The organism is Streptomyces sp. NPDC037290, from assembly GCF_055603245.1.
Window position 1 is genome coordinate 1 of sequence record NZ_JBVJVZ010000090.1, and the last position, 3,642, is coordinate 3,642.

The 3,642-nt window shown below is 66.7% G+C and carries 3 protein-coding genes and 1 pseudogene; 1 reads left to right on the top strand and 3 read right to left on the bottom strand.

What is annotated here, in order from left to right; all coding sequences use genetic code 11:
- Positions 1–78: 78 nt before the first annotated feature.
- The gene (locus tag ACZ7HQ_RS44905; RefSeq protein WP_471003272.1) at positions 79–846 is read right to left on the bottom strand and encodes an ISAs1 family transposase; all 768 of its coding nucleotides are present in this window, start codon (positions 844–846) and stop codon (positions 79–81) included.
- 155 nt (positions 847–1,001) lie between these two features.
- On the opposite strand from ACZ7HQ_RS44905, the pseudogene ACZ7HQ_RS44910 reads away from it, so the two are divergent.
- A pseudogene (locus ACZ7HQ_RS44910) lies at positions 1,002–1,807 on the top strand (transposase family protein).
- Positions 1,808–2,012: 205 nt separating this feature from the next.
- On the opposite strand, the gene istB reads toward ACZ7HQ_RS44910, so the two are convergent.
- Both istB and ACZ7HQ_RS44920 read right to left on the bottom strand, forming a co-directional pair.
- Positions 2,013–2,807 carry an IS21-like element helper ATPase IstB gene (gene istB / locus ACZ7HQ_RS44915; RefSeq protein ID WP_471003275.1) on the bottom strand — a complete coding sequence of 265 codons (795 nt, stop codon included), beginning with the start codon at positions 2,805–2,807 and terminating at the stop codon, positions 2,013–2,015.
- Positions 2,807–3,466 carry a Mu transposase domain-containing protein gene (locus ACZ7HQ_RS44920; protein ID WP_471003278.1) on the bottom strand — a complete coding sequence of 220 codons (660 nt, stop codon included), beginning with the start codon at positions 3,464–3,466 and terminating at the stop codon, positions 2,807–2,809. Before ACZ7HQ_RS44920 ends, istB begins: the two co-directional genes overlap by 1 nt.
- Between the last annotated feature and the right edge of the window lie 176 nt (positions 3,467–3,642).

Consider the following 3,642-nt stretch of genomic DNA (forward strand, 5'->3'; position numbering starts at 1 on the left):
GGCACGTCGAGGCGCGACCCCCTCCGTGGATTCAAAGGCATAGGACGTCAATCACCTTCTTGATCATCTGACGGTTCATCAAACTTGACAGCGCCTGCGTCCCTGAAGCGGGATGTCCTTCCAGGGAAGGGACTTGAGCTGGCGGCGCAGCTTCTTCTGGTTGCCCTTGACGATCACGATGTAGTGGGCGCCCCGGGCGAGGAGGTAGTCGGCGTGCTCGCGCTGGGTGTGCATCGCGTCGCTGGTGACGACGACTCCTGCCGGGTCGGCGACGGTGTCCAGCAGCGGCTGGAAGCAGGTGATCTCGTTCGTCTTCTCGCCGACGTCCAGCTGGGCCAGAACCAGGCCGGTGGTGTGCTCCAGTGCGGCGAGCAGGTGGATCTTGCGGCCCTTCGCTTTGGCCGCGCCGCGCAGGCTTTTGCCGTCCACTGCCAGGCCGCGCAGCCCGGTCATCGTCGGGCGTCGGTCGGCGAGCCAGCGTCCGACCGCCCGGTCCAGCGCGTCGCCGTCGATGCGGGCCAGCAACCGCCGGACCGTCGTTTCCGCAGGCAGGAACCGCTTCGAAAACAGTGGGTCGAGGCGTATGCCGAGGCGTTCCAGGATGTGCGGCGGGGCGTCGGCGATCCACTCGCTGACTGCCAGCAGAGAGGTCGCCCCCGCCAGAACCGCGCACGCGGTCAGCGCGAGCACGGCAACCAGAGCGTGCCGTACGCCGCGCGGGTCTCGCGGGTCAGGCACTTCGGCCAGCCGCTCCAGCAGGCCCGGGACCTCGTCGGATACGACCTTGGGATGCTCGCGGAGCTGGTCAAGGGCAGGCGGGATCAGCGATGATGCGTCGGCAGGCACGGTCTTCCGCTCGGATCACGGGGCGTAGAGAACTCCATGATCTTGGAAGCCGTGCCTGTCACGTTCCGAGAGCACCGCTGAACTGGCAGTTCGCCACGAACCGGACATCATGCGACTACGCCGAAGCCCTGATGGCGAAGCCCCTCGTCGTTGGTGTGGTGATCTCACTCAACACGCCATCGGCCGGGGGGCTTCGTTGGTTCCGTATCCTTCCATGCTCGACGTCCCGCACGAGCTGGTCGAGCACGTTTCCTGGCTCATCTACGCCCGAAGGCGTGAACTTCGATCGCCGTGGCGGAAGTTGGGCTGCTTCAAGCGGGCCCTGCTGGTCCTGGCACACCTGCGTAAGAACGAGACGTTGGCGCAGGTCGGTGCCGGGTTCGGAGTCTCCGAGGCCACGGCGTGGCGGTACGTGCACGAGACCGTCGAAGTCCTGGCCTCGTGGGCACCAGGACTGCATGAGGCCTTGGTCGGTCTGGGCGAAGGCGACTTCGTCATCGTTGACGGGACGCTGATCCCGACCGACCGCGTCAGGGCGGACGAACCGTTCTACTCGCAAAAACACAAGAAGCACGGCATGAACGTCCAGGTCATCGCACGTCCGGACGGCACACCGCTCTGGTTCTCGCGGGCAACGCCGGGACGGACCCACGACCTGACCGCGGCCCGTGCCCACGGCATCGTCCAGGCCTGCCTCACCCGCCAGATCCTGATCCTGGCGGACCGCGCCTACCAGGGGGCCGGCGCCACCGTCCACATCCCCTACTACGGCCACCGCGACCTGCCCGAGCACTACCAGCGCTACAACCGCGACCACGCACGTCTCCGTGCTCCCGGCGAGCGCGCCTTCGCCCGCCTGAAGTCCTGGCGACTTCTACGACGAGCACGCTGCTCAACCAATCGCATCGGCAGGGCCCTAGCAGCCGTGCACACCCTCCTGACCTGCCAATACACAGGATGAAAGAGGCTCACTGACCTCGGCATACCCTCAAGCGACCGCCCGCTCGACAACGTGACAACGCCCACGTGACACTTCGTACTTCACACGCTACGCCCGAGGGGACCGATCTTGCGTCCAACGATCAACTACCCCAGTGTCGGCGACGGCTGAATTGTGAGCCACTGCCGACGGACGAAAAGTGACCCCCTGCGTCTGCTGATGTTGGTCATTCCCCGGTGTTGGCTGCGGGAACCCGTCCGAGGTCGCGGCCGCGCATGCGGTAGCTGTCGCCCTTGAGGGAGATCACTTCGGCGTGGTGGACGAGGCGGTCGATCATCGCGGCGGCGACGGTGTCGTCGCCGAAGACCTCTCCCCAGCGTCCGAAGGGCTTGTTGCTGGTCACGATCACCGAGGCCCGTTCGTAGCGGCCCGAGATGAACTGAAAGAAGAGGTTCGCCGCCTCGGGTTCGAAGGGGATGTATCCGACCTCGTCAACGACGATCAGCGGGATCCGGCCCAGCCGGGTCAACTCGTCGCTGAGCCTGCCCGCTTGGTGGGCTTCGGCGAGGCGGGTCACCCACTGGGCGGCGGTGGCGAAGGCCACCCGGTGGCCGGCCTGACAGGCCCGGATACCGAGCCCGGTGGCTAGATGGGTCTTGCCGGTGCCGGGCGGCCCCAGGAAGATGACGTTCTCCTTGCCGACGACGAAGTCCAGCGTCCCCAGGTGGGCGATGACCTCACGTTTCACAGACCGCTGGTGATCAAAGTCGAAGTCCTCCAGCGATTTGCGAGAGGGGAAGCGGGCCGCCCGGACGCGTCCCTCGGCGCCATGCGAATCGCGGGCGGCCACCTCCCGCTGCAGGCAGGCCGCCAGATACTCCTCGTCACTCCAGCTCTCGTCGCGGGCCCGCTCAGCGAGCCGGACGGCCGCATCCCGCAGAGCAGGGGCCTTCAACGCCTTGGTCAAATAGACGAGTTCGGAGGAGACGTCACGGCTGTTCGCCGTCTGCTTGGCGGCCATCACGCGACTCCCTCGCCGGTGCTGAGGCCGCCGTCGATGACACCGAAGATCCGGTCATAGGTGTCCAGCGACCGCTCTTCGACTTCCGTGGTCATCGTCGGTGCCGCCTTCTGGCCGACGGCCGCCTTGCGGGCTGCCGCGGCAGCCGCCGCGTGATCAGGGTCGGTGATCGTCTGATGGCGGGCCCAGCTGCGGGCATGACGGGCGACCTCGACGCCATCGCAGGTCACCAGAACCTGGTCCAGGTCCGCGGCGACCTCGATGCGGCGGCCGACGGCCAGCGGATGGACCGAGTAGTCGCAGGTGTCCAGGCGGACATAATGGTCCCGCGGCAGCCGCAGCGATGCCTTCCACCAGCCCGGTGGGGCGATCGGCGGCAGGGCGAGCATGCGAGAGCGATCGGCCTCCAGCCGGTCCGACGGACGGGCCTGCAGGGTGCGGTGGATCCGCCGGTTGGCCCTGGCCAGCCAGTCGGCGAGCTGGATGTTGAAGTCCGCCGGCGAGGTGAAGACCCGCCCGGGCAGGAACGACGTCTCCAGATAGCCGTTGGCCCGCTCGACCAGGCCCTTGGCCTCCGGATCGCGTGGCTTGCAGAGCAGGAACTTGGTGCCCAGCAGTCCGGCGAACGCAGCGAACTCGTCGGTCACTGAGGTTTTCATGGTGGGGTCGGTGGAGTGATAGCCAGACCTGTAGCGGTGAGGCAGCCGTCGACCAGGTGGGGTCGAAGCTGGATCCTGAGTGGCGCTGTCAAGTTTGATGAACCGTCAGATGATCAAGAAGGTGATTGACGTCCTATGCCTTTGAATCCACGGAGGGGGTCGCGCCTCGACGTGCC